At 68.5% G+C, this 25,203-nt stretch carries 23 protein-coding genes; 8 read left to right on the forward strand and 15 right to left on the reverse strand.

All coding sequences use genetic code 11. The annotated features are described in order from the left end of the window. Nucleotides 1-128: 128 nt before the first annotated feature. The 5 genes from U4012_RS18560 to argS all read right to left on the reverse strand — a co-directional run bounded on the left by U4012_RS18560 (nt 129) and on the right by argS (nt 6,511). Nucleotides 129-1,724 (reverse strand): ABC transporter substrate-binding protein, encoded by a 1,596-nt coding sequence (locus U4012_RS18560; protein WP_321800636.1) that lies wholly within the window; start codon nt 1,722-1,724, stop codon nt 129-131. 475 nt (nt 1,725-2,199) lie between these two features. Beyond that, nucleotides 2,200-2,973: an SDR family oxidoreductase gene (locus U4012_RS18565; protein WP_044846187.1), complete on the reverse strand. Its 774-nt coding sequence runs from the start codon at nt 2,971-2,973 to the stop codon at nt 2,200-2,202. Between the two features lie 19 nt (nt 2,974-2,992). Beyond that, nucleotides 2,993-3,634, reverse strand: a complete 642-nt coding sequence (locus U4012_RS18570; RefSeq protein WP_044846188.1) for a thiol:disulfide interchange protein DsbA/DsbL — start codon at nt 3,632-3,634, stop codon at nt 2,993-2,995. A 69-nt stretch (nt 3,635-3,703) separates the two neighbouring features. After that, on the reverse strand, nt 3,704-4,615 hold the full coding sequence (locus U4012_RS18575) for an SPOR domain-containing protein (protein ID WP_044846189.1): 912 nt from the start codon (nt 4,613-4,615) through the stop codon (nt 3,704-3,706). 114 nt (nt 4,616-4,729) lie between these two features. Continuing rightward, a complete protein-coding gene (argS, locus tag U4012_RS18580; protein WP_321800641.1) occupies nt 4,730-6,511 on the reverse strand; it encodes an arginine--tRNA ligase in 1,782 nt (593 codons plus the stop codon). 200 nt (nt 6,512-6,711) lie between these two features. Here argS and U4012_RS18585 point away from each other — a divergent pair, with 200 nt between their 5' ends. Beyond that, on the forward strand, nt 6,712-7,035 hold the full coding sequence (locus tag U4012_RS18585) for a DUF1840 domain-containing protein (RefSeq protein WP_044846191.1): 324 nt from the start codon (nt 6,712-6,714) through the stop codon (nt 7,033-7,035). A 283-nt stretch (nt 7,036-7,318) separates the two neighbouring features. Here the strand turns inward: U4012_RS18585 and U4012_RS18590 are convergent, their stop codons facing one another. The 6 genes from U4012_RS18590 to U4012_RS18615 all read right to left on the reverse strand — a co-directional run bounded on the left by U4012_RS18590 (nt 7,319) and on the right by U4012_RS18615 (nt 15,021). Next, nucleotides 7,319-7,945 (reverse strand): hypothetical protein, encoded by a 627-nt coding sequence (locus U4012_RS18590; RefSeq protein WP_321800644.1) that lies wholly within the window; start codon nt 7,943-7,945, stop codon nt 7,319-7,321. 148 nt (nt 7,946-8,093) lie between these two features. Beyond that, nucleotides 8,094-10,823 (reverse strand): methionine synthase, encoded by a 2,730-nt coding sequence (gene metH / locus U4012_RS18595; RefSeq protein ID WP_415750387.1) that lies wholly within the window; start codon nt 10,821-10,823, stop codon nt 8,094-8,096. 30 nt (nt 10,824-10,853) lie between these two features. Next, nucleotides 10,854-11,921 (reverse strand): homocysteine S-methyltransferase family protein, encoded by a 1,068-nt coding sequence (locus U4012_RS18600; protein WP_321800646.1) that lies wholly within the window; start codon nt 11,919-11,921, stop codon nt 10,854-10,856. Nucleotides 11,922-12,240: 319 nt separating this feature from the next. Then, complete coding sequence (locus U4012_RS18605) at nt 12,241-12,498, reverse strand: DUF3567 domain-containing protein (protein ID WP_006477667.1); 258 nt, start codon at nt 12,496-12,498, stop codon at nt 12,241-12,243. A 244-nt stretch (nt 12,499-12,742) separates the two neighbouring features. Further along, nucleotides 12,743-14,017 carry a DUF3108 domain-containing protein gene (locus U4012_RS18610; protein WP_321800648.1) on the reverse strand — a complete coding sequence of 425 codons (1,275 nt, stop codon included), beginning with the start codon at nt 14,015-14,017 and terminating at the stop codon, nt 12,743-12,745. Between the two features lie 128 nt (nt 14,018-14,145). Beyond that, a complete protein-coding gene (locus U4012_RS18615; protein WP_044846196.1) occupies nt 14,146-15,021 on the reverse strand; it encodes an IclR family transcriptional regulator in 876 nt (291 codons plus the stop codon). 127 nt (nt 15,022-15,148) lie between these two features. On the opposite strand from U4012_RS18615, the gene U4012_RS18620 reads away from it, so the two are divergent. From U4012_RS18620 to rfaE2, 6 genes are all read left to right on the forward strand, one after another. Further along, a complete protein-coding gene (locus U4012_RS18620) occupies nt 15,149-16,141 on the forward strand; it encodes a fumarylacetoacetate hydrolase family protein (RefSeq protein WP_321800649.1) in 993 nt (330 codons plus the stop codon). Nucleotides 16,142-16,271: 130 nt separating this feature from the next. After that, nucleotides 16,272-17,099 (forward strand): enoyl-CoA hydratase/isomerase family protein, encoded by an 828-nt coding sequence (locus U4012_RS18625; protein ID WP_059600022.1) that lies wholly within the window; start codon nt 16,272-16,274, stop codon nt 17,097-17,099. 79 nt (nt 17,100-17,178) lie between these two features. Then, a complete protein-coding gene (locus U4012_RS18630; protein WP_321800650.1) occupies nt 17,179-17,931 on the forward strand; it encodes a PhaM family polyhydroxyalkanoate granule multifunctional regulatory protein in 753 nt (250 codons plus the stop codon). A 24-nt stretch (nt 17,932-17,955) separates the two neighbouring features. Next, a complete protein-coding gene (locus U4012_RS18635) occupies nt 17,956-19,182 on the forward strand; it encodes a patatin-like phospholipase family protein (protein WP_044846772.1) in 1,227 nt (408 codons plus the stop codon). A 486-nt stretch (nt 19,183-19,668) separates the two neighbouring features. Next, the gene (locus U4012_RS18640; RefSeq protein WP_321800651.1) at nt 19,669-20,547 is read left to right on the forward strand and encodes a ferritin-like domain-containing protein; all 879 of its coding nucleotides are present in this window, start codon (nt 19,669-19,671) and stop codon (nt 20,545-20,547) included. A 162-nt stretch (nt 20,548-20,709) separates the two neighbouring features. Continuing rightward, nucleotides 20,710-21,195, forward strand: a complete 486-nt coding sequence (rfaE2, locus tag U4012_RS18645; RefSeq protein ID WP_151068638.1) for a D-glycero-beta-D-manno-heptose 1-phosphate adenylyltransferase — start codon at nt 20,710-20,712, stop codon at nt 21,193-21,195. Nucleotides 21,196-21,211: 16 nt separating this feature from the next. Here the strand turns inward: rfaE2 and U4012_RS18650 are convergent, their stop codons facing one another. The 3 genes from U4012_RS18650 to U4012_RS18660 all read right to left on the reverse strand — a co-directional run bounded on the left by U4012_RS18650 (nt 21,212) and on the right by U4012_RS18660 (nt 23,236). Further along, nucleotides 21,212-21,454 (reverse strand): hypothetical protein, encoded by a 243-nt coding sequence (locus U4012_RS18650; RefSeq protein WP_044846779.1) that lies wholly within the window; start codon nt 21,452-21,454, stop codon nt 21,212-21,214. A 76-nt stretch (nt 21,455-21,530) separates the two neighbouring features. Continuing rightward, nucleotides 21,531-22,319: a type III pantothenate kinase gene (locus U4012_RS18655; RefSeq protein WP_321800654.1), complete on the reverse strand. Its 789-nt coding sequence runs from the start codon at nt 22,317-22,319 to the stop codon at nt 21,531-21,533. After that, a complete protein-coding gene (locus U4012_RS18660) occupies nt 22,316-23,236 on the reverse strand; it encodes a biotin--[acetyl-CoA-carboxylase] ligase (RefSeq protein WP_044846767.1) in 921 nt (306 codons plus the stop codon). Before U4012_RS18660 ends, U4012_RS18655 begins: the two co-directional genes overlap by 4 nt. 222 nt (nt 23,237-23,458) lie before the next feature. On the opposite strand from U4012_RS18660, the gene U4012_RS18665 reads away from it, so the two are divergent. Then, nucleotides 23,459-24,313, forward strand: a complete 855-nt coding sequence (locus tag U4012_RS18665; RefSeq protein WP_321800657.1) for a hypothetical protein — start codon at nt 23,459-23,461, stop codon at nt 24,311-24,313. A gap of 43 nt (nt 24,314-24,356) precedes the next feature. On the opposite strand, the gene U4012_RS18670 is transcribed toward U4012_RS18665, so the two are convergent. Next, on the reverse strand, nt 24,357-25,202 hold the full coding sequence (locus U4012_RS18670) for a tetratricopeptide repeat protein (protein ID WP_321800659.1): 846 nt from the start codon (nt 25,200-25,202) through the stop codon (nt 24,357-24,359). Nucleotide 25,203: the final 1 nt, after the last annotated feature.

A 25,203-nucleotide genomic window follows, 5' to 3' on the forward strand; every position in this document is an offset into this window, starting at 1 on the left:
TTTTGGGAAGGCTTAGTTGTTCACTTCGGCTGGCGTCCGGTATGAGGAATGAGCGCGCAGTGTAGCAAGCGCGGCGCGCGGGCCGCAAGCGACGGGCCGGGGCGCCGTCGCTTGCGCGCCACGCGCGGTTACTGCACGGCGACTGCCGCGAAGTTCTGCCGGCCGAACGGGCTGACGTGATAGCCGCTCACGTTCGCACGCGTGAGCGCGGCCGCGGTCGGGTAGCCGAGCGGAATCCACAGCGCCTCGTCATGGATGATCTTCTGCGCCGATTCGTACAGCTTCGCGCGCTTGCCCTGGTCGGCGGTCGACTTGCCGTCGGCGATCAGCTTGTCGAGCTGCGCGTCGCAGAAGCGCGCGAAGTTGATGCCCGACTTCACCGCGTTGCAGCTGAACAGCGGCGACAGGTAGTTGTCCGGATCGCCGTTGTCGCCGGCCCAGCCCATGAACAGCATGTCATGCTGGCCGAGCTTCGCCTGCTTGATCAGCTCGCCCCACTCGATCACCTTCACCTCGGCCTTCACGCCGATCTTCGCGAGGTCGGCCTGCAGCAGTTCCGCGCCGGCCTTCGGGTTCGGGTTCAGCACGCTGCCGGTCGGGCGCGTCCAGATCGTCGTCGAGAAGCCGTTCGGGAAACCGGCCGACGCGAGCAGCTGCTTCGCCTTCGCGGGATCGTACGCATACGGCGCGACGTCCTTCGCGTAGCTCCACGTGTTCGGCGGATACGGGTTGTTCGCGGCCGTCGCCGTGTTGTCGAACACCACCTTCAGGTAGGTCGCGCGATCGAACGCGAGGTTCAGCGCCTCGCGCACCTTGTCGTTGTCGAGCGGCTTCTTCTGCGTGTTCAGCGCGACGAACGCGGTCATGAACGCGGGCGTCTGCACGACCTTCAGCGCGCCTTCGCCCTTCGCGGCGAGCACGTCCTGCGGTTTCGGCGACAGCGCGATCTGGCATTCGCCGGCCTTCACCTTCTGCATGCGCACCGACGGGTCGGGCGTGATCGCGTAGATCAGCCGGTCGACCTTCGGCTTCGCGCCCCAGTAGGCCGGGTTCACGTCGTAGCGGATCAGCGCGTCCTTCGTGTAGCTCTTCAGCACGAACGGGCCGGTGCCGATCGGCTTCGCGTTCAGGTCGGCCTGCTTGCCGGCCTTCAGCAGCTGGTCCGCGTATTCGGCCGAGTAGATCGACGCGAAGCCCATCGTCAGGATCGGCACGAACGTCGCGTTCGGCTCGTTCAGCACGAACTTCACCGTGTTGTCGTCGACCTTCGTGACTGACTTCACGAGTTTCACGAGGCCCATCGACTGCGCGTGTGGGAAGCCGCTCGCGCCGGCCACCTTGTGCCACGGGTTCGCATCGTCGAGCATCCGCGAGAACGTGAACACGACGTCGTCCGCGTTCAGCGGGCGGCCCGGCTTGAAGTAGTCGGTGGTCTGGAACGCGACGTTCGGGCGCAGATGGAACGTGTACGTGAGGCCGTCGGCGCTCGCTTCCCATTTTTCGGCGAGCGCGGGCACGACCTTCTTCGCGGCTTCGTCGTACGACACGAGCGTGTTGAAGATCACGTCGGCCGATGCGTTGGTCGTGACGAGCGAGTTGTACTGCACGACGTCGAAGCCGTCCGGGCTCGATTCCGTGCAGACGGTGAGCGGCTTGGCGGCGGCGAGGCCGGGGGCGGCGAGGGCGGCGGCGACGGCGGCCGCGGCGAACAGCTTGACGTGCATAGGTTCTCCCACGTTGCTTGTGATTTTTGCTGGGTGTCGGAATGCGGGCGTGGCCCGGTAACAGGCGGGGCCGGCGCGGCTGGCGGATAGCATACCGTCAAAGCGCGCGGTGCGTGAAAAAAGGCGCCGGAACGCAGCGAATTGAGCGAGAAACGGCTGCGTTCGCGACGGAATGCGTGCTGGGGCGGCGCAGCGGCGGGGGGATGAGACAGGCGCGACGGCGAACGACCGGCGGCCGAGATGGGGGGCGGGGAGAGCGCAGGCCAAAGCGGATCGGCGAGGATCGGTGCCGATCGACGCGAATCGGCTGGATCACCGAATCGCCGAATCGCCGAATCGCCGAATCGCCGAATCGCCGAATCACCGAATCACCGAATCACCGAATCACCGAATCACCAGAATCGGCAGAATCGCCGCGCCGGCTGCGGCGAGTCGTGTGGAAGGAGGAGCGGTGCGTGCGACGTTGGCGCCGCACTCAATGCGCGCCGGCCTTCGGCTTGCGTGGTGCCTTCTCGAACAGGCGGTCGTAGAGCCAGCGCGGCAGCACGTGCAGCACCTTCGCGACGACGCCCATCTGCCACGGAATCACGCGGAACGCGTGCTGCCGCGCGATCGCGCGCGCGGCGCGGGCCGCGAAGCGGTCGGCGTCCATCAGGAACGGCATCCGGTACGGGTTGTGCGCGGTCATCGGCGTGCGGATGTAGCCGGGCGCGATCGTCACGACGCCGACACCGGCCGGGCGCAGTTCGACGCGCAGCGCCTCGAGATACTTGATCGCGGCCGATTTGGACGCGCTGTACGCGCCGGACCCGGGCAGGCCGCGCACGCCGGCGACGCTCGCGACGCCGACCAGCGTGCCGTGGCGCGCGGCCGTCATCGGGCCGACGAACGGCTCGAACGTCGCGACCATCCCGTAGTAGTTGATGTCCATCACGTTGCGGAACGTGGCGAGATCGCCCTGGCCCGTGACGGCGCCCTGGCTGATGCCCGCGTTCGCGATCACGACGTCGGGGCAGCCGTGCGCGGCGATGAACGACGCGGCGGCCGTCGCGAGCGCGTCGGCGTCGCGCACGTCGGCGGAATAGACGGAGACGGACAGCTTGGGAAAGCGTCGCGCGAACGCATCGAGGGCATCGGTGCGGCGCGCGACGAGGGCGAGCGTGGCGCCCTGGCGGGCGTATTCCTCGGCCATCGCGAGGCCGAGCCCGCTCGACGCGCCGGTGATGAAGACCTTCAGCGGAGTAGTCATGCCGGCGCGCGGGCGGGGATCAGAGCTTCTTGTCCTGAACCTGCTTCACGAGGTAGTCGAGCACCTGCGCGGTACCCGGGATGCTGTTCGTGTAAGCCGGGCCCGTCTTGTACTTGCCCTGGACCACGATCGTCGGCACGCCGTCGATCGCGTAGTTCTTCAGCAGCTCGGCCGACTGCTTCACCTGGCCCTGCACGCTGAACGAGTTGTACGCGTCCATGAACTGCTTCTTGTCGACGCCCTGCGTCGCCAGGAAGTCGGCCTGTGCCTGCGGCGTCAGCAGGTAGTTCTTCTGCTTGTGGATCGCGTTGAAGATCGCCGGCGTGACCTTCTCCGAAATGCCGAGCGCCGACACCGCGTAGAACAGCTTCGAGTGCGGGAGGAAATCGTCGCGGAAGGCGACCGGCACGCGCTTGAAGTCGATGTTGTTGCCCTGCTTCTTCACCCAGGCCTCGACGGTCGGCTCGAATTCGTAGCAGTGCGGGCAGCCGTACCAGAAGAACTCGATGACTTCGACCTTGCCGGCCGGCGCGGACACCGGCTGCGGCGACTTCATCACCTCGAAGTCCTTGCCGGACACCGGTGCCGCGGGCGAAGCCTGGGCGAAGCCGGCTGCGGCCAGGCCGAGGGACAGAAGGAGCGTGCTAAGCAGTTTTTTCATGTTGTGGACGTCGAATCAGTTGCTCGGGTTACGAAACGTAACGGGTTCTGCGTGGGCGCGGCCGGTTGCTTACTGCTTCGTGAAACGGATCACCGCCGTGTCGACACCTGCATCGGACAGGCGCTGGCGGGCCGAGTTCATATCCTCGAATTTCGAGAACGGGCCGACGCGCACGCGGAAATAGGTCACGCCGCTGACATCGCGCTTCGACACCTTCGACTCGAAGCCCTGGAAGCCCAGCCGCGCGCGCTGCTGCTCGGCGTCGCCTTCCGTCTTGTACGCACCGACCTGCAGGAAGTAGCCGGTGTTCGCGTCGCTTGCGGTCGGCGGCTTCGCTGCCGCGGCGGACGTCGCGGACGGCGCCGGCTTCGGCGTGTTCGCGGCCAGTTGCTGTTGCTGCTGTTTCTGCGCGGCAGCCTGCTGCGCCTGCTTCTGCGCGGCGAAGCGCGCGAGGTCGTCCTCGCCGCCTTGCTGCTGCTGTTGCTGCTGTTGCTGCGCCTGTTGCGTCTTCTTCGGCGGCGGCGGGTTGTCGGCCGGCTTCGGCGCGACGGCGACGCCGTTGCCCGACGACGCGTTGTTCGATGCGGTGGTGTTGCTCGAGCCGCTGGTGTTGCCGGAGCCGTTCGTGTTGCCCGACGGCGGCACTTCGACGATCTGCGGTTCGGGCAGCAGGCCGCCCTGGGTCTGGTTCGCGGCCTGGCCCGGCGCGGTGTTGGGCGGCGCGGATTGCGCGGCCTGCGGCACCGGCTGGCCGGGCGTCTTGCCTTGCAGCGCGCGGTTCGGGTCGAACTGCTGCGGCTGGCTCGCGGCGTTGTCGGCCGGCGGCGGCGCGACCTTCGACACGAACGGCGACGGCGACCGCGTGATGTAGAGCGCCACCACCACCGCGATCGCGAGGCCGACGATCAGGCCCAGCACGATTCCAAGAAATGTCCCTCCGGCTTGTTTCGATTGCTTCGAAGTTCGGCGTGGTTGTGCCATTGCTTGAGTCACCTGCAAAAAGAATCGTGAAAAGGCTGCGACGGGCATCCGGCGGCGGGTGCTCCCGTCGCAGGCGCGCCTGCCGCAGCCATTCGCTGCCCGGTCCGGGCCGCCTTACATCTTGGCGGGCGCGGACACGCCGAGCACCGCCAGGCCGTTCTCGAGCACTTGCCGGGTCGCGGCGAGGAGCGCGGCGCGCGCGTTGCGCGGCGCTTCGTCGTCGACCAGCACGCGCTCCGCATTGTAGAACGAGTGGAATTCACCAGCGAGATCGCGCAGATAGAACGCGACCGCGTGCGGCGCCAGTTCGTTCGCCGCGTGCGTGAGCATGTCCGGATACTCGGCGAGCTTCTGCATCAGCGACACGGCCTGCGGGCTCGTGAGCTGCGACAGGTCGGCACCCGGCAACTGCGCCGCGTCGACGTTGTAGCGGGACTTCAGTTCGTTGAGCACCGAGCAGATCCGCGCATGCGCGTACTGGACGTAATAGACCGGGTTCTCGTCGTTCTGTTTCAGCGCGAGGTCGATGTCGAACACGAATTCGGTGTCGGCCTTGCGGGAGATCAGGAAGAAACGGACCGCGTCGCGGCCGCGCGTGATGGTCGCCTCGTCGATCAGGTCGGGGGCTGCTTCCTGGCCCGGCGTCGCGCCGCCCGACCATTCGATCAGGTCGCGCACCGTCACGTAGCTGCCCGCGCGCTTCGACAGCTTCACTTCCTGGCCGTCGCGCATCACGGTGACCATCTTGTGCAGCACGTAGTCGGGATAGCCCTTCGGGATACCGATGTGCAGGCCCTGCAAGCCCGCGCGCACGCGCGCGATCGTGCCGTGGTGGTCCGAACCCTGGATGTTGATCACCTTCGAGAAGCCGCGCTCCCACTTCGTCACGTGGTACGCGACGTCCGGCACGAAGTACGTATACGTGCCGTCGGTCTTGCGCATCACGCGATCCTTGTCGTCGCCCTCGTCGGTCGTGCGCAGCCACAGCGCGCCGTCCTGCTCGTAGGTCATGCCGGCCTTGATCAGCGCGTCGACCGTCTTCTCGACCCGGCCTTCGCTGTACAGCGACGACTCGAGGTAGTACTGGTCGAATTTCACGCCGAACGCCTGCAGGTCCATGTCCTGCTCGTGACGCAGGTACGCGACCGCGAACTTGCGGATCGCGTCGAGATCGTCGATGTCGCCCGCGCCGGTGACCGGCTCGCCGTCCTTCGCGGCAACCGTCTCGCGGTTCAGGTAGTCGCGTGCGATGTCGGCGATGTATTCGCCGTTGTACGCGGCTTCCGGCCAGCCCGCGTCGCCCGGCTTCAGGCCGCGCGCGCGCGCCTGCGTCGAGATCGCGAGGTTGCCGATCTGCACGCCGGCGTCGTTGTAGTAGAACTCGCGGTGCACCGCGTAGCCCTGGCTCGCGATCACGTTCGCGAGCACGTCGCCGAGTGCCGCCTGGCGGCCGTGGCCGACGTGCAGCGGGCCGGTCGGGTTGGCCGACACGAATTCGAGCAGCACCTGCTTGCCCTTTTCGCGATCCGACGTGCCGAACGCGCGGCCCTGGTCGAACACGGCGGCGATCACCGCCTGCTTCGCGGCGGCCGTCAGGCGCAGGTTGATGAAGCCGGGGCCGGCGATTTCGGCCGCGTCGACGAGCCCTTGCGCGGTCGGCTGGGCCGTCAGCGCGGCGACGATCTGCTCGGCGAGCTGGCGCGGGTTCGTGCCGAGCGGCTTGGCGAGCTGCATCGCGACGTTGCACGCGACGTCGCCGTGCGCGGCGACCTTCGGGCGCTCGAGCGTGATGGCCGGGGCGACGAACGCTGCGTCGGCGCCTTTCAGCGCGTGTGCGACCTGCGTGACGCTATCCGCGAGCAGGGCTTCGAGGGTCTGTTTGTGAGCTGGCAGCATGCTGGTAGAAGGCTTCGTTGGTGGCGGCCGGAAACGCCGGCCGGCCGGCGCGCTTTTTAAGCGCGCGTTTCAGGGATCGCAGAATTTTAACAGGTGCTAATATGCCGCTCAGGCGCCCCGCGTCCGCGAGGCCGGACGCCGGCCTGCCGGCGTCCCCCAACCGCGCCGCGCAGGCACAACAAGATGAAAAGGGAATAGTCATGATTACGTTCAAGAGCAAGGCGGCACAGGATCTCGACGTGCTGAAGGATTTCGCCGTATACGTGCTGGGCCTCGTCGGCAAGCAATTGGGCGAACGCGGTGTCATTACGCACGACGAACTGGACCACGCGATCGCGAAGCTGGAAGGCGCGGTCGCGCAGGCGAAGCAGGAGCGTGCCGAGCACGCCGGCCATTTCCACGAGGACGAAGACGACCACGCGCACCACGAAGTGCCGCCGAGCCTGGCGCAGCGCGTCGCACCGTTCCTGACGATGCTGCGCGAAGCGAAGGCCGGTCAGGCCGACGTGCATTGGGGCTTCTGAACTCCGTAGTCCGGCCGACGCGGATCGCGAGGTCGGCAAGGCAACCACGAGCCTGCTCGATGCAGGCTTTTCTTTTGTCTGATGAAATCCGGGCCGGGCGGCTGGCCGCTCGCCTTGACCGGCAAGGGAAATTCCTTATAATTCAACGCAAGATTATGTGAAAGCGGGTGCGAAAACATAGTGCCGCCCGGGCAACCGGGTCCCACCTGGAGTGGGTATTTCGTCGATGGACGAAAAGAGAATCCCGCATGCGACGGCTGCCGAAAGGCGGCCGTTGGTTTTTCTACGCACGAATCTTCCGGCCTTCCAGGCTCGCGCGCAGCAAGGTGCGCAACGCCACCTTCCGGGCGTCCCGCTGGCGTTTCGTCAGGTCGCCCTCCAGCAGATAGGCGGATTGGACCCGCAGGACAAGCCTGCGCTTTCTCGCCCGATCCTTCGACACCTCGAAAAACACCGCGTACACGCGCTGCGTGCCGTCCGACAACACCGTTTCCACCGTGACGAAATTGGGTTGCCGTTCGTCCGCGACGACGATCCGGCGTGCCGGCAGCCCGACGATCACGTCGCGCAACAGTCGTCGCGACGCGTGATACCGGTCGGCGCACAGCACACGTGTCTCGCGGCCGTCGTCGTAGATTTCGTCATCCGGGATCGCGTCGCGATCACGCTGGTCCCATTTGAAGCTGCGCGTAAAGCAGTGGCACGAGAACAGCACCAGGACCGTCACGTCGAATCCGGTTTCCAGATCGCAGATGAACGTCAGCGGGCGCAAATGGCTCAGATCCCAGCGCTCGCCGCGGTAGATCGTCGGCGGGAACGAACTCGCGCTGTCAGCTGGCGTTTCGGTGATCCGGATTTCGAAGGTCGGCATGCGGGAACGATTTTGGGAGAAGGGTGCCGTGCCGCCCACGCGCGCGAGCCCCGAGGCTTGGCGTTATCGCGACTTCGCTTCCGGTTATCGAGATTAGGTGTCCTGATGAATCATGTCGTTGTGCGACGCGCCCCTTGATCGGGGCGCGTGGCGATGGAAGCCGCGGATGGCGCCGCGGTCGATGCGGTTAAAGCTGCGGCGCGAGCGCGCGGCGCGCGTCGTCGAGCGACAGCTGCATCCGTTGCGCGTAGTCGTCGAGCTGATCCTGCCCGATTTTGCCGACCGAGAAGTAGCGGCTGTCCGGATGCGCGAGGTAGAAGCCCGACACGCTCGCCGCCGGCAGCATCGCCAGCGAATCGGTCACGCTCATCCCGATTTCGTCCGCGTGCAGCGCGGCGAACATGTCGCGTTTCACGAGGTGGTCGGGGCAGGCCGGGTAGCCGGGCGCCGGGCGGATGCCCGCGTACTTTTCGGCGATCAGCGCGTCGTTGTCGAGCGTCTCGCCGCTCGCGTAGCCCCACAGCTCGCGGCGCACGCGCGCGTGCATCGCTTCGGCGAACGCTTCCGCGAAGCGGTCGGCGAGCGCCTTCAGCATGATCGCGCTGTAGTCGTCGTGGTCGGCTTCGAACTGCTTTTCCTTCACGTCGACGCCGAGGCCGGCCGTCACCGCGAACATGCCGATGTAGTCGGCGACGCCCGATTCCTTCGGCGCGATGAAGTCGGCGAGCGAGCGGTTCGGGCGCATCACGCCGTCGACCACCGGACGCACGCTCTGCTGGCGCAGGTTGCGCCACGTCATCAGCACTTCCGAGCGCGATTCGTCGGTGTAGATCTCGATGTCGTCGTCGTTGACCGTGTTCGCCGGCAGCAGCGAGATCACGCCGTTCGCGGTCAGCCAGCGGCCCTGGATCAGGCGCGCAAGCATCGACTTCGCGTCGGAGAACACGCGCCGCGCCGATTCGCCGACGATCTCGTCGTTCAGGATCGCCGGGTACGGGCCCGCGAGATCCCAGGTCTGGAAGAACGGGCCCCAGTCGATGTAGTTCGCGAGTTCGTTCAGGTCGTAATTCCTGAACACGCGGCGGCCGATGAACTTCGGCTTCACGGGCTGGTAGCCCGCCCAGTCGATCTTCGTCTTGTTCGCGCGCGCCTGCTCGAGCGTGACCATCGGCTGCGCCTTGCGGTTCGCGTGCTGGTCGCGGATCCGGTCGTAATCGGACTTCAGTTCGTCGAGGTACTTCGCCGCGCCTTCGTCCGACAGCAGGTTCGACGCGACCGACACCGAGCGCGACGCGTCCGGCACGTAGACGACCGGGCCTTCGTAGTGCGGCGCGATCTTCACGGCCGTGTGCACGCGCGAGGTCGTCGCGCCGCCGATCAGCAGCGGGATCTTCTTCACGCGGAAATAGTCGTCGCGCTGCATCTCGGACGCGACGTACGCCATTTCCTCGAGGCTCGGCGTGATGAGGCCCGACAGCCCGATGATGTCCGCGCCCTCGACCTTCGCCTTCGCGAGGATCTCGTTGCACGGGACCATCACGCCCATGTTGACCACTTCGAAGTTGTTGCACTGGAGCACGACCGACACGATGTTCTTGCCGATGTCGTGCACGTCGCCCTTCACGGTCGCGATGACGATCTTGCCTTTCGCGCGCACGTCGCCGCCCGCTTCCGCGAGCAGCCGCTTTTCTTCCTCGATGAACGGGATCAGGTGCGCGACGGCCTGCTTCATCACGCGCGCCGATTTCACGACCTGCGGCAGGAACATCTTGCCCTGGCCGAACAGGTCGCCGACGATGTTCATCCCGTCCATCAGCGGGCCTTCGATCACGTTGATCGGACGGCCGCCGGCCGCGGCGATCTTCGCGCGGACTTCCTCGGTATCCTCGACGATGAAGTTCGTGATGCCGTGCACGAGCGCATGCGAGAGCCGCTTCTCGACCGGCTGGTTGCGCCACTCGAGGTTCTCTTCCTTCTTCGCGCCGCCCGCCTTGAACTTGTCGGCGATCTCGAGCAGGCGGTCGGTCGAATCGTCGCGGCGGTTCAGGATCACGTCCTCGACGCGCTCGCGCAGCTCCGGGTCGAGATCGGCGTACACGCCGAGCTGGCCTGCGTTCACGATACCCATGTCCATGCCCGCCTGGATCGCGTGATACAGGAACACGGTGTGGATCGCCTCGCGCACCGGGTCGTTGCCGCGGAACGAGAACGACACGTTCGACACGCCGCCGCTCACCTTCGCGTACGGCAGGTTCTGCTTGATCCAGCGGGTCGCCTCGATGAAGTCGACCGCGTAGTTGTTGTGCTCCTCGATGCCGGTCGCGACCGCGAAGATGTTCGGATCGAAGATGATGTCTTCCGGCGGGAAGCCGACTTCGTTCACGAGGAAGTCGTACGAGCGCTTGCAGATCTCGGTCTTGCGTGCGTACGTGTCGGCCTGGCCGGTTTCGTCGAACGCCATCACGACCGCGGCTGCGCCGTAGCGGCGGATCAGGTTCGCGTGGCGGCGGAACGCGTCCTCGCCTTCCTTCAGCGAGATCGAGTTCACGATCGCCTTGCCCTGCACGCACTTGAGGCCGGCTTCGATGACTTCCCACTTCGACGAGTCGATCATGATCGGCACGCGCGCAATGTCCGGCTCGGACGCGATCAGGTTCAGGAAGCGCACCATCGCCGCCTTCGAATCGAGCATCGCCTCGTCCATGTTGATGTCGATCACCTGCGCGCCGTTCTCGACCTGCTGGCGCGCGACCGCGAGCGCCTCGTCGAACTGGCCGTTGAGGATCATCCGCGCGAATGCCTTCGAGCCGGTGACGTTGGTGCGTTCACCGACGTTGATGAAGAGCGTTCCGGACGTGACGTTGAACGGCTCGAGGCCGGCAAGGCGCATCATGTGATCGGTCATGGCGGTGCGAATTCTTTTGATGAAGGACGTGGGGCGGTCGGGTCAGGCGTTGTCGCTGTACTGGTTCGGCCAGCGGCGCGGCTTCACGTCGGCAAGCGCCTTCGCGATTTCGGCGATGTGTTCGGGGGTCGTGCCGCAGCAGCCGCCCGCGAGATTCACGAGCCCGGCCTGCGCGAATTCCTTCAGGAGGCCCGACGTGACGTCCGGCGTCTCGTCGAAGCCGGTGTCGCTCATCGGGTTCGGCAGGCCCGCGTTCGGGTAGCACGACACGTAGGTGTCGCACAGCTTCGCGAGCTCGGCGATGTACGGGCGCATCAGCGCCGCGCCGAGCGCGCAGTTCAGGCCGAACGTGAGCGGCTTCGCGTGGCGCAGCGAATTCCAGAACGCCTCGACCGTCTGGCCCGACAGGATGCGGCCCGATGCGTCGGTCACGGTGCCCGAGATCATGATCGGCAGGCGCTCGCCGGTGTCTTCGAACAGTTCGTCGAGCGCGAAGAGGGCGGCCTTCGCGTTCAGCGTGTCGAAGATCGTCTCGACGAGGAACAGGTCGACGCCGCCGTCGAGCAACGCCTTCGCCTGCTGGTAATACGCGTCGCGCAGCTCGTCGAACGTGACGTTGCGCGCGCCCGGGTCGTTGACGTCCGGCGAGATGCTCGCCGTCTTCGGCGTCGGCCCGATCGCGCCCGCGACGAAGCGCGGTTTGTCGGGCGTCGCGTAGCGGGCCGCCGATTCGCGCGCGAGCCGCGCCGATTCGACGTTCATCTCGACGACGAGGTCTTCCATCCCGTAGTCGGCCTGAGCGACCGTCGTCGCGCCGAAGGTGTTGGTTTCGACGATGTCCGCGCCGGCGGCGAAGTACTGGTCGTGGATCTCGCTGATGATCTGCGGCTGCGTGAGCGACAGCAGTTCGTTGTTGCCCTTGATGTCGCGCGGGAAATCCTTGAAGCGCTCGCCGCGATACGCGGCCTCGTCGAGCTTGTAGCGCTGGATCATCGTGCCCATCGCGCCGTCGAGGATCAGGATGCGCGATTTCAGCAGCGCGGGCAGTGCGGCGCCACGCGTGTAGGGCGCGTCGAGCGGGGTGGAAGCGGCGAGAGGAGTCGCAGACATGGGCGAGAGACCGGCGAAGACGGGAAAACCGTCATTGTAGCCGGTGCGCCGGGGCGCCGCCCGGCCTCGCGCGGCGCGCAGCCGGCCGGCGCGGCATGCGGGTGGCGCGCACGGTCGTGGTGCAGGCAACGGTGCGGGCCCGATGCCTGCGTGCGTGTGGTCTGCGCGCAATGAACGTGCGTACCCGTATGCGGGTCGCGCACCGGCCGCATCAAACGAAAACCCCCGCCCGGCGAACCGGACGGGGGCTTGGATCGGAGTGCTCGCGGCGCCGCTTCAGTGCGGCGAATGGCCCGGCGATGCGCCGGGCCGCGGGTCGTCAGTGCAGGACGACGGGCATCATCATCAAGCTGTCGAACTGTCCGAGGAATTCGTCCACTTCGTCGAGCGACGGTTCATCCTCGATCAGCTGTTTCACGTGCGCGCGGAATCGCTCGGCAAGCTCGCCGTCGATGAAGATCTCGCGCTGGGCGTTCTTGTCGACGATTTCGTATCCGCCGGCATTCATCAGATGGTGGCCGGCCTGCGGCGCAAATTCGACGACGCAGTAGTTGGGGCTGTTGTAGATCATTTGCATGGCGGCACTCCTCTTCGCAGTGGCATCTGGCCTTGTTGTCCCGTAGGTGGGGCGGGCTGTGCCGGTTTCAAGGGGCTTGCGCTGCACACCCCGTTCTCCCGTTTGCGTGGGGTGTATCGGTTAGAAACCAATGTCTATCAAACGTTTCTTATTGTGATCCGGTGGACTGAAATAGTTGTTAAAGAGTGTCATCGGCCATTTCGGCAAGTCCTTTAATCGGTCGAAATTGCCGATTGGTCGATCGTCACGGCGCGGCCGGCGCCGAGGCCGGCGGTGCAGACGCTGGCGCGGGCGGTTGCACGGCGGGCTGCGGCGCGGGTGGTGCCGGCTCCGCGGCCGGTGCGCTGGCAGGCGCGTTGGTTGCGCCTTCCTTCGTTGCGCCTTGCGTCGCGCCGGCGGTCGGTGCATCCGGCGGGGCGAGCCGGCCGTGCCACAGCAGCTCGATCTGCGAACCGTTCGGTTCCGATTGTACGAGCCTCGCGGGCAGCCAGTCGAGCGACGGCGCGAGCCACATGTCGATGCGGCGCGTGTCGCCGTCGCGGCGTGGCAGCCGCATGAAATGGCGTGCCCGGATGATGCCGGCCTGCGTCTGCACGTCCTCGTCGCCGATCACCGTGATCGGCCAGGTCTCGCCGCTGTTGTTGTCGATCACGAAGAACTGTTGCGTGACGCCCGGCTTGTACGTGGCCGGATTGCCGCGCACGAGCCCCGACAGCTGCATCAGCATGCTGAAGCGATCCTGCACGCCGTCGGGCAGCGGCGCGTTGTTCGGCGTGCGCGTGAAGACCACCTGGCGGATCTCGCGGTTGAAGATCGCGATGTCCTCGGGCCGCTTGCCGCGCTTCTCGACATAGCGGTCGGGCGCGACGCCGAACGCGTCGATGCGGCCTTCGCTGCGGTAGGAGAACGGGCCGACGAACGGCACCGGCATCGACACCGACAGATCGTAGGTGCGCCCGTCGGTGCGCCAGTGGATCGTGCCGATCATGTTCTGCATCCCGTTGTAGAACGTGTCGTACTGCAGGTCGCCGGGCGGCGGCGCCGCGAACTTCACGCCGCTCGTCGCGGGGCCCGGCGTCGCGGCACTGGCGGCACCGCCGGACGATGCCGCGTGCGTGCCCGATGCGCCTGTCGTGCCGCTCGCGGCGGAGGCGGCGGCCGGCGGCGGCTCGCCGTGCTCGGCCGTCTGCGTCGACGTGAGGACCGGCTCGGGCGACGGCGCGGCCTTCGGTGCAGGCTTCGGCGTGGCGGGAGCCGGTTTCGCCGGCGCCTGCTCGGCCGGATGTTCTATCGGATGTTCGGCCGGCTTGGGCGCAGGCTGGCGCTCGATCGGTTGCGGCTTCAGCAATTCGATCTGCACCGGTATCGCGGCGGGCGCGGGCGGCGTGAACGCGTCGCGGCTGCGCGTCAGCCACAAGGCCGCGAGCGCGTGCAGCACCAGCACGACCACGAGCGCGATGCCCACGCGCAGCCAGCGGCGGGGCGGGGCGTGACGAGGACGGGTGTCGGCAGGCGGCATCGGCGAAACGGTACAGGGTTGGGGCGGTCGCGGCGCGCAGCGCGCGTCACAGCCGTCGGACCGCCGGATGCGCCGCGCGTTCGCGGTATATCGCGCGGGTGTCGCACGGGTGTCGCGCGCCCGGCGTGTCAGGCGTCGCGCGCGTCCGGACTATAGCCGAGTTCGTAAGACAGTTTCTGCGCGCAGGCACGCAGCGCGGTGTCGATTTCGCCGCCCCACGCGATGTCGAACATGCCTTCCTGGCCGAGCGCGACGATCGCGAGCGCGAGTTCGCCGACCGCGTCGAACACCGGCATGCAGAACGCATGGATCGTCGGCAGCAGCATCCCTTCGACGCGCGCGGCCTGATGCGCACGCACGTCGGCGAGCACCGCCTCGACCTCGTCGAGCGTGCGCGGCCCGCCGTGATGCGGCGAGCGGCGCGTGTCGGCGAGTTCGCGTTCGAGCATCGCCGCAGTCTTGCTGCGCGGCAGGTACGCGGCGAACAGCAGGCCCGTCGCGGAGCCGAGCAGCGGCATCACGTCGCCGAGCTTCAGCGACGCCTTCGCGGGATGGCTCGATTCCATCCAGTGCACGATCGTCGGCCCCTGGTTGCCCCACACCGCGATGCCGACCGTCTGGTCGACGCGGTCGCGCAACTCGGTCAGCGCGATCCGCGCGAGTTTCACGCCGTCGACGCGCGCGAGCCGCGCGAGCCCCATCTGCAGCGCGAAGCCGCCGAGCTCGTAGCGGCCCGACACGGGATCCTGCGACACGACGCCGAGCCGCGAGAAGCTGACCAGGTAGCGGTGCGCCTTCGCCGGGCTCATGCCCGCGCGCTGCGCGAGGTCGCGCAGCATCATCGCGCGCGGCTCGCTCGTCAGCACATCGAGCAGGCGGAAGCCGACCTCGATCGACTGGATGCCGGAACGGAGCTTCTCGCCGCCTTCACCGTGCTCGCCGGCGCCGGTGTCGTCGGTGTCGGAATCGGCGGGATCGTCGTCGGGAAGCGGGCTGGCAGGCATGGGCAACGGGGGCGCGACAAGGCGGCAAGGGTCGGGATGAAAACGGCGTGCACGATCGTGGCGCGCCGCACGGATTCACCATCGTAAAATAGATTCCCTCCATCGTCACTAAAACGGCAGATACCCCATGAAACTTGCATCGCTGAAGGACGGCACGCGCGACGGCCAGCTGATCGTCGTGTCGCGCGACCTGCACACCGCGGCGATCGCCGATGCGGTCGCACCGACGCTGCAGCGCGTCCTCGACGACTGGGCGTTCTACGCGCCGCAACTGCGCGACCTTTACGACGCGCTGAACCACGGCCGCGCACGCAACGCGTTCGCGTTCGATCCGGCGAACTGCATGGCGCCGCTGCCGCGCGCGTTCCAGTGGGCCGACGGCTCCGCGTACGTGAACCACGTCGAGCTCGTGCGGCGCGCGCGCGGCGCCGAGATGCCGCCGGAGTTCTGGACCGATCCGCTGATGTACCAGGGCGGCAGCGACGATTTCCTCGGCGCGCGCGACGACATCGTGTGTCCGTCCGAGGAATGGGGCATCGACTTCGAGGCCGAAGTCGCGGTGATCACCGGCGACGTGCCGATGAGCGCGTCGCCGGACGACGCGCTGAAGGCCGTGCGGCTCGTCACGCTCGTGAACGACGTGTCGCTGCGCAACCTGATTCCGGCCGAACTCGCGAAGGGCTTCGGCTTCTTCCAGAGCAAGCCGGCCACCGCGTTCGCACCGGTCGCGGTGACGCTCGACGAGCTCGGCGACGAATGGCGCGAAGGCCGCGTGCACCGGCCGATGGTCGTCCACTGGAACGGCAGGAAGGTCGGACAGCCCGACGCGGGCACCGACATGGTGTTCCACTTCGGCCAGCTGATCGCGCACGCGGCGAAGACGCGTAACCTGCGTGCCGGCTCGATCGTCGGCTCGGGCACGGTGTCGAACAAGGACGCGAAGCGCGGCTACTGCTGCATCGCCGAGAAGCGCTGCCTCGAGACGATCGAGCACGGCGCGCCGCAGACCGAATTCATGCGCTACGGCGACACCGTGCGCATCGAGATGTTCGATGCGGCCGGCAAGTCGATCTTCGGCGCGATCGAGCAGGCGGTCGCCCCGCCCGACGGCGCGGCCTGACGCAGACGCGCCAGTCGATGCGAAACCCGGCCCCGGCCCGCGCGCCGGGTTTCGCCTGATGTTTGCCCGCGCGGGCTTGGCTACACTCGATTCAGGCGCTTCAGGCGTCTCGAGAACCCGGGAGCTGCGCATGGCCGATCTCGCCGCATACGGCGGTTACGAAGCACTGAAGGTGACACGCCGCGATCACGGCGTGCTCGACATCGTGATGAGCGGCGAGGGCGCGAACCGCAGCGGCCTCGCGACTGCGAACGAGCGCATGCATCGCGAGCTCGCCGACATCTGGCGCGACGTCGACCGCGATCCCGACACGCGCGTCGCGGTGATCCGCGGCGAGGGCAAGGGCTTTTCGGCGGGCGGCGATCTCGCGCTCGTCGAGGCGATGGCGAACGACTTCGACGTGCGCGCGCGCGTGTGGCGCGAGGCGCGCGACCTCGTCTACAACGTGATCAACTGCAGCAAGCCGATCGTGTCCGCGATGCACGGCCCGGCCGTCGGCGCGGGGCTCGTCGCCGGGCTGCTCGCCGACATCTCGATCGCCGCGAAGGACGCGCGCATCATCGATGGCCATACGCGGCTCGGCGTCGCGGCCGGCGATCACGCGGCGATCGTGTGGCCGCTGTTGTGCGGGATGGCGAAGGCGAAGTACTACCTGCTGCTGTGCGAACCGGTGAGCGGCGAGGAGGCCGAGCGGATCGGCCTCGTGTCGCTCGCGGTCGAGCCGGCCGACCTGCTGCCGAAGGCGTACGAAGTCGCGGAGCGGCTCGCGCACGGATCGCAGTCGGCGATCCGCTGGACCAAGTACGCGCTGAACAACTGGCTGCGCAGCGCCGGGCCGACGTTCGATACGTCGCTCGCGCTCGAATTCATGGGCTTCTCCGGGCCCGACGTGCAGGAAGGCATCCGCTCGCTGCGCGAGCGGCGCCCGCCCGACTTCCCCGGCGACGCACCGTTCTGACGCGCGTTATGATCGAACCGAAGGCGGCCGCTCGATCCGTGCCGGCCGCTTCGCTCCCCCAGTCAACCAGGACGCCCGTATGACGACCGATGCCCCCGGCTCCAATCCTTTCGCCGGCTTTGCCGGTTTCAAGCCTGCCGACATGCTCGACCGGATGTGGGACATGATGCGGATGACGCCGTTCGGCGGGATGGCGTCGTTTCCCGGCACCGCGTCGGGGCTGCCGCCTTCGCTGTCGAGCATGTCCGACATGATGGCGCCGCTCACGAGCGTCGAGGAACTCGACAAGCGGATCACCGATCTGCGTGCGGTCGAGCAATGGCTCAAGCTCAATCTCGGGATGCTGCAGTCCGCGATCCAGGCACTCGAGGTGCAGCGCGCGACGCTCGCGACGCTGCGCGCGTTCGGCGCGTTCGCGCAAAGCTCGATGTCGGCGGCCGAGGAGGCCGCGGTTGCGGCCGCGCAAGCGGCGTCCGCGCCGCGCGCCGACGCGCAGCAAGCGCCGGACGCCGCCGCCGCGGACGCGCCGCCGGCTGGCGACGCCGCGCAACAGGCGTTCGATCCGGCCGGCTGGTGGAACCTGCTGCAGGCGCAGTTCAACCAGCTCGCGAGCCTCGCGATGACGCAGCCGGGGGCGCAGCCCGCGGCACCGGACGACGCCGCACCGCCCGAGCAGGCCGCACCGGCCGCGCGGGCGGCACAGCCCGCGCCGGCCGCGGCCGCCGCGCCGCGCAAGCCGGCCGCGAAGCGCGCGAAGCCGGCCGATTCGGCCGCGGCGCGCGCGGCAGCCGCTTCGTCGCCCGAAACGCGTCCGCCGAAGCGCTCGACGTGATGCGAACCGGATAGCAGGTCGATCATGCGGCTCGCGCTCGTGCTGATGGGAGGCGGCGCACGCGCCGCCTATCAGGTCGGCGTGCTGAAGGCGCTGGCCGAAATCGCGCGCGAGGCCGATCCGAACCGGCAGACGGTGCCGTTCACGGTGGTCTGCGGGTCATCGGCCGGCGCGATCAATGCGACGTCGATCGCAAGCCATGCTGACGACTTTTCGCACGGCGTGCGGCGCCTGCTCGAATTCTGGGAGCCGCTGCGCGCGGACTACGTGTATCGCACCGACTGGCTCGGCATCGCCGCGGCGGGCGCACGCTGGCTCGCGACGATGACCTTCGGCTGGGCGGCGCGCCGCTCGCCGCGCGGGCTGCTCGACAACGCGCCGCTCGCGCACCTGCTGCAGCGCGAGCTGAGCTTCCACCGGATCGAGCAGATGCTCGAGGCCCGCCTGCTGCATGCGCTGTCGGTGACGGCGCTCAGCTATTCGAGCGGCCGGCACCTGACCTTCTACCAGGCCGCCGAGCCGATCCAGGCATGGCGGCGCGCGCAGCGCACCGCGCGGCTCGTCGATCTGTCGGCGTCGCACCTGCTCGCGTCGTCGGCCATTCCGTTCGTGTTCCCGGCCGTGCCGCTCGTGCTCGACGGCCAGATCGAATACTTCGGCGACGGGTCGATCCGGCAGGTCGCGCCGCTGTCGCCGGCGATCCACTTCGGCGCGGACCGGATCGTCGTCGTCGGCGCGGCCGATCCGCGGCCCGAAATTCCCGCCGCGAACGGCTCGGGGCTGGTGCGCGGTTACCCGACGCCCGCGCAGATCGGCCAGCAGGTGCTCGCGAGCGTGTTTCTCGACTCGATCGGCTCGGACATCGAGCGGATCGAGCACATCAACCGGATGATCGAGCATTTGCCGCACCAGGTCGAAGTCGACAGTGGCTGGCGGCACGTCGACGTGCTCGCGATCGCGCCGTCCGAGCGCATCGAATTGATCGCCGCGAAACACCTGAAGCAGATGCCGGCGACGATGCGCGGGCTGCTCGGCGCGATCGGCGGCAGCCAGCCGGCCGGCGCGTCGTTCGCGAGCTACCTGTTGTTCGAGGAGGCGTTCACGCGCGAACTGATCGAACTCGGCTACCGCGACGGGCGCGCGCAGCGCGACACGCTGGCGGACTGGATCGCCCGGGCCGACGGCGGCAGCGCGCCGGCGGCCGGCACGCCGCCCGAAGGCGGTCTCGCGACAGGCGAAATACGGGTCTGACCGACAGGCCCGGGCAGGCCCGAAAGCGACCCAGCTTACATTTCGGTTGCGTTTTCGCGACGGGGCCTGCGACCGATCGCCGCACCGCCGTTGGCGGCCCGCGACCGGTTCCGCGTCTCGGAACCGTCATGTGTGCGTGCTATCATGGCCGCCGCCGTATACACCATATCGAGCAGCCCGCCGGTCCGGCGGTCGCACGGGAACCCGTCCGGGGACCGCGTGGCGCCGGGCGGGCTCGCCACCGAGCCGGCCTGCGCCGGCCCCCACATCAGGCACGCGCGGTCGGTTCCGTTCGAGCGGAGCGGGGTCGCGGCGTGCTTCAAGGCGGCTACGCGGCCGCCCGGCTGCCGAACGCGGAATCTGCGTCCGGGGGCTGGATTCACGCGTAAAATTACAGTCTTGGCTGCAAAAAGCGCGTTCGCGCGCCCGCGCGGCAACAGTCACGTTTAGAGAAGTCGCATTGCGCAGAACAGGGGTGGGACCATCATGAACACCATGCTTTATCCGGAACTTTACAGGTCGCTCGAAGCTGTCCGCTGGGACATGGAGAAGGACATTCCGTGGGACAAGTTCGACGCTTCGCTGCTCACCGACGAGCAGGCGAAGACGATCAAGATGAACGCGATCACCGAATGGTCGGCGCTGCCCGCGACGGAAATGTTCCTGCGCGACAACCAGCACGACAGCGACTTTTCCGCGTTCATGAGCGTGTGGTTCTTCGAGGAGCAGAAGCATTCGCTCGTGCTGATGGAATACCTGCGCCGCTTCCGGCCGGAAATGGTGCCGACCGAAGAGGAACTGCACGCGGTGCGCTTCGAGTTCGACCCGGCGCCGCCGCTCGAGACGCTGATGCTGCACTTCTGCGGCGAGATCCGCCTGAACCACTGGTATCGCTGCGCGGCCGACTGGCACACCGAGCCGGTCATCAAGCACATCTACGAAACGATCTCGCGCGATGAAGCGCGCCACGGCGGCGCTTACCTGCGCTATATGAAGAAGGCGCTGAACAACTGCGGCGACGTCGCGCGCGCGGCGTTCGCGAAGATCGGCGTGCTGATGGCGTCGGCGCGCCGCACCGAGAAGCCGCTGCACCCGACCAACCTGCACGTGAACCAGGCGCTGTTCCCGCGCGACACCGTGCAGTCGCGCCTGCCCGATCCGGAATGGCTCGAGCGCTGGCTCGACGAGCAGATCCGTTTCGACGGCGAGTGGGAAAAGAAGGTCGTCGAGCGGATCCTGCACAACCTGTCGATCCTGTTCGAGCGAACCTTCGCGACCGCGCAGGAACTGAACCGCTATCGCAAGGAAGTCACCGGCCGCCTGCAGTCCGAAGGCGGCCCGTCGTCGGCCGCGCAACCGGCCTGAGGCCGCGCGGCGTCGCAGCCGGCGTGAAGCGCCGCCGGCCGCGCTCGCCGCCCCGTATTCCCGCATGAAGCCCGCCCGGCGATCCGGCGGGCTTTTTATCTGGCGCCGCCGTGTTCCGTCGCGACGTGCACCGCGCGCCGCTCACGCCATCCGAAATCCATCATGCCCGCTACCTTCGAACGCAAGCTGATCACCCGTGACGCCCTGGTTGCGCTGCGCGCTTCGCTGCCTTCGCCCGTCGTGTTCACGAACGGGGTGTTCGACATCCTGCACCGTGGCCACGTCACCTATCTCGCCGATGCGAAGGCGCTCGGCGCATGCCTGATCGTAGGCGTGAACAGCGATGCGTCGGTGCGCATGCTCGGCAAGGGCGACGACCGGCCGATCAACCGCGAGGAAGACCGCATGGCGCTGCTCGCGGCGCTGGAAAGCGTCGACTGGGTCGTGAAGTTCGAGGAGAAGACGCCGGTGTCGCTGATCGAGGCCGTCCGTCCGGACATTCTCGTGAAGGGCGGCGACTACGACATGGACGCGCTGCCGGAATCGGCGATCGTGCGCGGCTGGGGCGGGCGGGCGCTCGCGATTCCGTTCGAGCACGACCGCTCGACCACCGCGCTGCTGAAGAAGGTGCGCGCGCAGCAGTCCTGATGCGGGTGCCGCGCCGTCAGGGCGCGGATGCCGCGAACGGCTCGGCCGGGACGGCCGGCGCGCCGATCGGGCCGCCGATCACCGGCTGATCGGCCGCCTGCGCGAGCGGCATCGCATGCAGCGCCTCGGGCCGCACCTGCCGGGACAGCACGCCCGGTTCGCGCGGACCGGCCGCCGGCAGCGGCCCGAACACGCCGCGCACGGCGACGAACGCGAGCAGGTTCGCGAGAAAGAGAACAGCGATCAGCCAGCGCAGCATCGTCGACACTCCTCGTCGTCGTTCAGTCGTTCAGTCGTTCGGTCGTTCAGTCGGCGCGATGCCGGCCGGTTTTACGTCAATCCTGCGCCGCCGCTTCCGCGGCGATCAGCGCAAGCCCGGACAGGATCAGCGCGTCGTGCCGCGTATGCGGCAGCGTCAGCGCACGCGCGACGTCGTCGGCCGCACCGCCTGCCAGCACGAGCCGCACGGGGGCTTGCCACGCATCGGCGAGATCGCGCCACGCGCGTTCGATCAGCCCCGCCTGCGCGTACAGGCAGCCGGCCGACAGCGAGCGCGGCGTATCGACCTGGAACGGCTCGGCCTGCGCACCCGCGAGCAGCCCGCTCGCGATGTCGGTGGTCAGCGTCGGCAATTGCGCGGTGTGCGTGCCGAGCGCGCGCATCATCAGCGCCCAGCCCGGCGCGATCAGCCCGCCGGTGAAACGACCGTCCGCACGCAGCGCTTCGAGCGTCGTCGCCGTGCCGAACGTCGCGATCAGCAGATGCTCGCCCGGAAACGCCGCATGTGCGCCGATCAAACCGGCCCAGCGATCGCTGCCGAGCTGTTCGGGCGTCGTATAGCCGTTCGTCACGCCGCATTGCGCGGGCCGCGAGCGGATCGTCGTGCGCGGCAGGCCGGGCCAACGGGCGTCGAGCAGCGCGTCGAGCCGGGCGGCCACGTCGGCACCCGCGACGTTCGAGATCCATGCGCCGCGCGGACGCGGCACGGCCGACCAATCGGGATCGGCGCCGCCGTCGCGCGTATGGCCGAACGCGCCGGTGTCGACGAGCATGCGCTGCGCGTCGGCGAGCGCCCACTTGATCCGGCTGTTGCCGGCGTCGATCAGCAGATGCGGTTCGTTCATTGCGCTTCGCGCAGCGATACGTCGCCGGCCGCGATCGCCCGCACGCCATCGGGCGTGTCGAGCAGCAACTGGCCGGTCGCGTCGATGCCGGTCGCGATGCCGCGCACGCGTTCGACACCCTGTTCGAGCAGCACGACTTCGCGCCCCGCGTATGCGTGCAGCGCGTGCCAGCGCGGCAGGAACGGCGCGAGCCCGTCGGTGCCGAACTGCGCGAGGGCGGGGGTGAGCGCGTTCAGCGCGGCGGCGAGCGTATCGGTGAGGTTGGCCGATGCGCACGCGGCCGACAGCGCGGCCGGCGGCAGCCCGCTCGCGAGCGTCGCTTCGCGCGCGCGCAGCGCGTCGACCTGCGCGGCGACGGCTTCCGCGCCGCGCACGTTGATGCCGAAGCCGATCACGACGGCGGTCGCGTCGGCGGTGGTCCAGACGGTTTCGATCAGGATCCCGGCGAGCTTGCCGACGATGCGCGGCGTGCCGTCGTCGGTGACCGTCAGCAGCAGGTCGTTCGGCCATTTGAGCGCGACGCGCGTGCGGGCGTCGAGCGGCAGCGCGGCGAGCCCTTCCGCGAGCGCGACGCCGATCGCGATGCTGAGGCCGCCGAGCGCGTCCACGGGGCGCGGCACGATGCAGCCGACCGAGCACAGCAGCGCGTTGCCGGGCTGCGCGAACCACGGGCGGCCTTGCCGGCCGCGGCCGGCCGTCTGCTCGAACGCGACGCGCACGAGCGGCGCGGGCAGCGCGTTCGCGGCGCGCGGCAGCGCCTTGAGGCGCGTCGCGACGTCGGCGTTGGTCGAGCCGGTGGCGGCAACGATGTCGAGCGGCCACGCGCGCGGCGCGGCATCCAGGTGCGCCTCGAGCCGGTTGCGCGCGATGTGCGCGTCGCCGGAATCGGGCGTGTCGGAGGAGGTGGGGGCGTTCATGGTGGCTATTGTAGCGACAGGGGCGCAAGGGGCGCGTGGAAGCACCGGCAGCAATATCGACGATGATGGCCGCGCATCCGGCGCGGCTACCTGTTTTTCAGGCTCGGCTTGCACGGATGCGCGAATGCTCGCGGTCGGTGTCCTGCTTGACCGCGGGCCTGTTGCCGCTTTGCCTGCCGAACCCGGCACAGTCGCGTACCGCCGCCGGCCGGCATCTTGAATTTGGCGACCGGCACGACTACGTTCGAAGTATCCGCTCTGGCGGCGCGTTCGACGGTGTTGCCGGCAGTAACGCAGACGAATCGGCGCGCGCCGGCGCGTCCTCGTCGTTGCCGCATCGACGGAAATGGCGATGAACCCGCTTCATTCGGGTTCGAGCCCGTCCAGCCTGTTCGCGCGCCTTCACCGCAAGACGCGCCGGCGCGCCGATGCCGCCGGGCTCCCGACGACGTGTGCCTGTCGCCGGCTGATGGACTCGCTCGCGTCGGCATGGTCGGCGGTGCGAGCGGGTACGTCGCATACGCACCGGCGCTGATGCGGCGGCCGACCGTTTTCAAGGAGGTGGCCATGCAACTCCACATGCATTCGCACCATTACGTGCGCCGCATTCCGGTGTGGCGAGCCGCCGTGATCGGCGGGTGCGTGGCCGGTGCGGTTTTCCTCGTCGTCCAGGTCGTCGCGGCGGCAATCATCGGACACGACGCGTGGGCGCCGCTGCGCATGATCGCGGCCATCTACTTCGGCGATGACGCGCTCGCGCCGTCGGCCACGGTCGAAGTGGGGACGCTGCTGGCCGCGCTGGGCGTGCACTTCGCGTTGTCGATCGTATTTGCGCTGGTCCTCGCCGTGATCATTGCGTGTTTCAGCCTGGATTCGAGCATCGGGATGGCCAGCGTGGCGGGGGCCGTATTCGGCGTGCTGCTGTACGTCGTCAACTACTACGGCATGACGCAGTTGTTCCCGTGGTTCGCCGACGCGCGAGGCTGGGTGAGCGCGCTCGATCACATCGTCTTCGGACTGATCGTGTCCGACTCGTACATGCGTCTGGAACGACCCGCGCGCAGCGGCGCCGCCTGACGCCGGATGCCGCGACGGCACCCGGCCAGGCGGCTCGCGCGCATCACGGCGCGATGACCGGGTGCTTCAGCGCATGCGCGGTTTCGATCCACTGCGCGTGGAATTCGTCCGCGTCGGGCTTGAGCCCCAGCTCGCCGTTGCGATACGCCATCGCGAGCGTCTGCACGGCTTCCGGCAGCTCGTGTTCCGCCGCCCGGCGATACAGCGCGAGCGCACGCGCTTCGTCGCGCGGCACGCCGCTGCCTTCGCGGTACGCGTTCGCGAGCATGAAGTCCGCGGCCGGGAGGTCCGCTCGCGACGCGAGCTCGAACCAGTGCGCGGCCTGCACCGGATCGGCCGCGATCCCGTAGCCACTCCGATAGATCAGCCCGAGGTAATACGCGGCGGCCGGATCGCCCTGTCCGGCCGCTGCGCCGAGCAGCGCGCGGGCGCGTGCGTAATCCTTCGGGATGTCGCCGCTGCCGAGCAGCAGAGCCTTGCCGAGTGCCAGCTGCGCACGCCGCGCGGCCGGCGTGTCGGCACGGCCGTCCGCCTGCGCGGCGGTTTCGAGCCAGCCGCGTCCCTCGTCGCGCAGCCCCGGCTCGCGCGCATCGACGAGCGCGATGCCGAGCGCCGCCTGCGCGTCGCCCGACCCGCGGCGCGCGAGGGCGCGCAACTGCGCGAGCGCGTGCGGCTCGACGGCCTGCGCGACCATCGCCTGCCATTCGTCGAGCTGCGCGGCGCTCGGCGCGGGGCCGGCGGCGCGCCAGCCGGTCGCGGCGACCACGGCCGCGACGGTCACGGCCGCCGCCGCGAGCAACGCGGCCGGCGGGAGTTTCGCGCGCAGCAGGCGCCGCGCGGCGGCGGTGAAGCCGGCCTCGGCCGGCCGCATCGTCCGGATCGGTTGCATC

Origin of the sequence: Burkholderia sp. BCC1988 (assembly GCF_905339895.1) — a bacterium.
Lineage (GTDB): Bacteria > Pseudomonadota > Gammaproteobacteria > Burkholderiales > Burkholderiaceae > Burkholderia.

Coding starts and splice junctions, on each gene's coding strand:
- U4012_RS18560 (WP_321800636.1), bottom strand. CDS start 1,724: ATGCACGTCAAGCTGTTCGCCGCGGCCGCCGTCGCCGCCGCCCTCGCC.
- U4012_RS18565 (WP_044846187.1), bottom strand. CDS start 2,973: ATGACTACTCCGCTGAAGGTCTTCATCACCGGCGCGTCGAGCGGGCTC.
- U4012_RS18570 (WP_044846188.1), bottom strand. CDS start 3,634: ATGAAAAAACTGCTTAGCACGCTCCTTCTGTCCCTCGGCCTGGCCGCA.
- U4012_RS18575 (WP_044846189.1), bottom strand. CDS start 4,615: ATGGCACAACCACGCCGAACTTCGAAGCAATCGAAACAAGCCGGAGGG.
- argS (WP_321800641.1), bottom strand. CDS start 6,511: ATGCTGCCAGCTCACAAACAGACCCTCGAAGCCCTGCTCGCGGATAGC.
- U4012_RS18585 (WP_044846191.1), top strand. CDS start 6,712: ATGATTACGTTCAAGAGCAAGGCGGCACAGGATCTCGACGTGCTGAAG.
- U4012_RS18600 (WP_321800646.1), bottom strand. CDS start 11,921: ATGTCTGCGACTCCTCTCGCCGCTTCCACCCCGCTCGACGCGCCCTAC.
- U4012_RS18605 (WP_006477667.1), bottom strand. CDS start 12,498: ATGCAAATGATCTACAACAGCCCCAACTACTGCGTCGTCGAATTTGCG.
- U4012_RS18610 (WP_321800648.1), bottom strand. CDS start 14,017: ATGCCGCCTGCCGACACCCGTCCTCGTCACGCCCCGCCCCGCCGCTGG.
- U4012_RS18615 (WP_044846196.1), bottom strand. CDS start 15,021: ATGCCTGCCAGCCCGCTTCCCGACGACGATCCCGCCGATTCCGACACC.
- U4012_RS18620 (WP_321800649.1), top strand. CDS start 15,149: ATGAAACTTGCATCGCTGAAGGACGGCACGCGCGACGGCCAGCTGATC.
- U4012_RS18625 (WP_059600022.1), top strand. CDS start 16,272: ATGGCCGATCTCGCCGCATACGGCGGTTACGAAGCACTGAAGGTGACA.
- U4012_RS18630 (WP_321800650.1), top strand. CDS start 17,179: ATGACGACCGATGCCCCCGGCTCCAATCCTTTCGCCGGCTTTGCCGGT.
- U4012_RS18635 (WP_044846772.1), top strand. CDS start 17,956: ATGCGGCTCGCGCTCGTGCTGATGGGAGGCGGCGCACGCGCCGCCTAT.
- U4012_RS18640 (WP_321800651.1), top strand. CDS start 19,669: ATGAACACCATGCTTTATCCGGAACTTTACAGGTCGCTCGAAGCTGTC.
- rfaE2 (WP_151068638.1), top strand. CDS start 20,710: ATGCCCGCTACCTTCGAACGCAAGCTGATCACCCGTGACGCCCTGGTT.
- U4012_RS18650 (WP_044846779.1), bottom strand. CDS start 21,454: ATGCTGCGCTGGCTGATCGCTGTTCTCTTTCTCGCGAACCTGCTCGCG.
- U4012_RS18655 (WP_321800654.1), bottom strand. CDS start 22,319: ATGAACGAACCGCATCTGCTGATCGACGCCGGCAACAGCCGGATCAAG.
- U4012_RS18660 (WP_044846767.1), bottom strand. CDS start 23,236: ATGAACGCCCCCACCTCCTCCGACACGCCCGATTCCGGCGACGCGCAC.
- U4012_RS18670 (WP_321800659.1), bottom strand. CDS start 25,202: ATGCAACCGATCCGGACGATGCGGCCGGCCGAGGCCGGCTTCACCGCC.